Annotated in this window: 2 protein-coding genes; one reads left to right on the top strand and one right to left on the bottom strand. The window is 37.4% G+C overall.

What is annotated here, in order from left to right; genetic code table 11:
- Positions 1 to 47: 47 nt before the first annotated feature.
- On the top strand, positions 48 to 1,016 hold the full coding sequence (locus tag NFS31_RS26245) for an ATP-grasp domain-containing protein (RefSeq protein ID WP_251501885.1): 969 nt from the start codon (positions 48 to 50) through the stop codon (positions 1,014 to 1,016).
- Here the strand turns inward: NFS31_RS26245 and NFS31_RS26240 are convergent, their stop codons facing one another.
- Positions 1,017 to 3,485 carry a hypothetical protein gene (locus NFS31_RS26240; protein ID WP_251501881.1) on the bottom strand — a complete coding sequence of 823 codons (2,469 nt, stop codon included), beginning with the start codon at positions 3,483 to 3,485 and terminating at the stop codon, positions 1,017 to 1,019.
- Between the last annotated feature and the right edge of the window lie 60 nt (positions 3,486 to 3,545).

Below are 3,545 nucleotides of genomic sequence, written 5' to 3'. Positions count from 1 at the left end.
GACGGATAATAAAGAGTTATCAATAAATAAACAGCGGGAGGAAAATAATGAGCCAAAAAGAAATTGTAGTTGTAGCCGAAAAACGGGAGTTAGATTCAAACATAAATATGTACTCTAATGAATTGGATTTCTCTTCCCGTGAAATAACGGAGTATATCTTGGCTTCTTTAGAAAAATTAAATTATAAAACAGCCTGCTATGAAACGCCAAAGCAGTTTTTAGAGCATATCAGCCGGCACCGCAATAGTATAGTTTTTACAAATCAATGGGGCGGATATCATTCCCGCAATAAGCGTTCACTTTTGGCGGCTGTCTGTGAAGCGTATCAGCTCACATATATTGGCGCAGACGCCTATGTACAGGCGCTATGCCAGGATAAGTATCTAACAAAGTCATATTTAAAAGACTATTTGTTTTCTATCCCAAAAGCTGTTCAGGCTTCATGCGTAAAAGAACTGGACGACTGGGAAAAGATAACGTATTACCCGTGTATTATTAAACCAAACGACGAGGGCTGTTCCGTAGGCATTTCCTCTTCCAGCATTGTTTCTGACTTTCAGGCGGCAAAGCGTGCAGGAACAGAATTGCTTAAGCATTATCAGCCTGTCCTGGCGGAAGAATTCATCCAGGGAAGGGAAATATCTGTTTGTTGCGCCGGAACCGCGGATCATATAGATATCGCAGAGGCAGTAGAATTATACATAGACGGAAAGCCTCTCGATAAAAATATATGGGGCTATGAAACAAAGATTGTAGACAGCGTATCTGTAAGCAAAAAGGCAGTTACAGACGAAATCCCGGTCTGGATCATCCGTGAGGGAAAGCGGTTGTTCTCATCCCTAGGAAAGGTGGATTTCATGCGGATAGACGGCAGGCTGTATAAAGATAAATTCTATGTTATAGAATTATCTCCTGACTGCAGCCTGCATCCATCCTGTTTTATGGCAACTGCATTTTATAATGCGGGATATACCTACACCCAGATGCTTGAAAGGTTAATTAGCTATGAATGCTAATCATCTGTAATTTTCATAATCGACATTCCAGAAAAAAGTGAATCCAATACACCAGTCTGTCACAAACAGATTTGGTGTGCCTGGATCACTTTTATGATGTAAATGACAGTGGACGGTATGGTTATAATCCTGTGTTTTTTCAGCAATAGCCAGATATTCTTCCGCTTTATCAGGATATCCTGTTTTAGAAAAATATAAATACAAGTCATAAGATACAAGGGCAATAAGGTGTTTATCGCTTTCATGGGAAAGCAGCCTGGAAATGCGTTTTAACAAATAAGCATCATTATCTCTTTCTCCCGATTCCAGATTGTTTAACAATTGTAAGGTTAAAATGAGCAGCAAATCAAAGGAGCTGTTTGTTGATAACTCTGCCTTTTTCAGTAATGCGGTTACCTCCTGCCCGAATTTCTGCTGAAGTAACAGGATACTGGCTTTGTTTAGCGAGATAATACTATCCCAATAGTGTGTCTGCTTATCTAATGTTTCAACTGCTTCCAGTTCCGTTTTTGCTGTTTCGAGGTCGTTTGTGACAGCCAGTAGAAAGGAATATGTAATTCTCGATTTTGCCTCAAGGATTTTACTTTTTCCTTTATAATGCAGTATGCTTTCCTTCACGAAAGGAATTGCCCTTTTGCGTTCCATATAAATTTCCGACAGGCGTAGAAATATTCCATATTCATCATATTTCGCATATTCCGGTATTCCTTTAATCCTTTTTACGCAGTGCAATACCTGTTCCATGTTGTTCAGGGAACGGTGGCACCCCATTAGAAGCAAATAGCAAATATATGCTTCATGTTCACCTGTTTTTTCCTTTAAGCGCTCCTCGCAAAGCCGGATTGCATCCTCGTGAAGCTCTAAATATTCAATACAATTTACTTTATAAATAAAAACAATGATATTTTTTTCCTCAGAAGGAATTTCCTCCAGCTTTTGGATGAGAAACAGGCAATTTTTAAATAGGCCGTGATGAAAACAAAACAACATCATTTCATATAGTGAATTTGCATATTCCGCTTCCTTTCCTTGAATATAATTCAAAAAGATAAGATAATATTCAAATATATTCTCCGGGCGTATCCGTTCCGATACTATATATTTCATTTTTTCAACCACTTTTATAATCTGCTCTGGCCCATATTGAGAGTGGACACGCAGTAAAAACAAAAGCGCCTGTTCGACATTTTCTTTTGCTCCAAATGAATTACTGTCCGCCACCTGGCCATAGTAGGCGCTGCAGTTTTTGTATGCCAGTAAATCATATTTCTTCAATTCCTGTGAATGGTTCCGCCATGCGTCCGTAATACTGGCATGACGGATTAGGAATATATCGTTTTCATCTGTTAATAATTCGTATTTATATAATAAATCCTGAATCTGCTTTTCATAATCCAGAACCATGGGACTGAGAGCGCTGAGAATGATATGGCGCAGCAGGTTCTTTTCAATTTCACCTCCATGCATAACGATCACAGATAGTATATATTTGCTGTTTGGTGAAAGCATATAGATTTTCTCATATGTTGGGTCATACGATTTTTTCAATATAGATTCAGCATTATACTGAAACGTAAAATCCAATAATTTCTGCATATTTCCATTGCTGTGATGTAGAAAATAAATTTTGAATTCATCAAAGAAACGCTGGTTGTCCTTTAAATCAGGATGAACTTTTTTTAACGCTTCCAGCGCATTCTCCAAATCCAGACCATTTAGTGGCAGTAATTGGACGTCCAGATCCAGATTCTGAAATAATTTTGTAAATTCAAGAAGAGGCGCTGTGCCGTTTTCTTTGTTAATGGTATATTCCAGCATAAAAAAACTATTGCCGGCCGCTATGGTAACCCATTCCGTCAAAAGGCTCAGACTGTAGAGATCAATATTTTGCAGATTATCAATGCACACATATACTTTTTGGTTCTTAAGAATATATTTAATATATTCATGAGCAATGAGCATACTGTCTTTTGTTGACAGAGTTAATCGGTTTGCAGAGTTATATTCATATATTCTGCTAAACCTGGAAATAATATATTTGCCCACTGCCAAACCGGAGGACGCCGCCAGATTATCAGGAGAAATGTGTGACAGTAATTCCTCGAGCGCTTCTTTTTTTATAGCAGTATTTTTATTATGGGAAATATAATAGTCAAATGTACACTTTGGATAGTTCTCTTTATTTATGGAAAAAAAACTGACAAAGCAATTAAATACTCTGGTCAGATAGTTTCCCTCCGTATAGGAATCGGATATATTTTCCGGCATTGTTCTGACACATACAGGGATTCCTTGGGATATAAGCTTTAAAATACGATTCGTTAAAGTGCTTTTTCCTATACCGCTTTCCGAGTAAATAATCAGCAAATCAGCCATTTTATTATTTATAACATCCATTATAAAATTTGTCTCATATTCCCTGTCAACCATGTTGTCATTCGATAACCTGGTTGGTATTAAATCATTCATGAAGGTTCTCCTTATCATTTGTAATAGAAAATAATAATGGATAACTCTTTATTATCCGTC

This window comes from Otoolea muris (assembly GCF_943193115.1).
Lineage (GTDB): Bacteria > Bacillota > Clostridia > Lachnospirales > Lachnospiraceae > Otoolea > Otoolea muris.
The sequence above is the reverse complement of the archived record's forward strand: the minus strand, read 5'-3'. Positions and strand labels throughout refer to the sequence as shown.

Coding starts and splice junctions, on each gene's coding strand:
- NFS31_RS26245 (WP_251501885.1), top strand. CDS start 48: ATGAGCCAAAAAGAAATTGTAGTTGTAGCCGAAAAACGGGAGTTAGAT.
- NFS31_RS26240 (WP_251501881.1), bottom strand. CDS start 3,485: ATGAATGATTTAATACCAACCAGGTTATCGAATGACAACATGGTTGAC.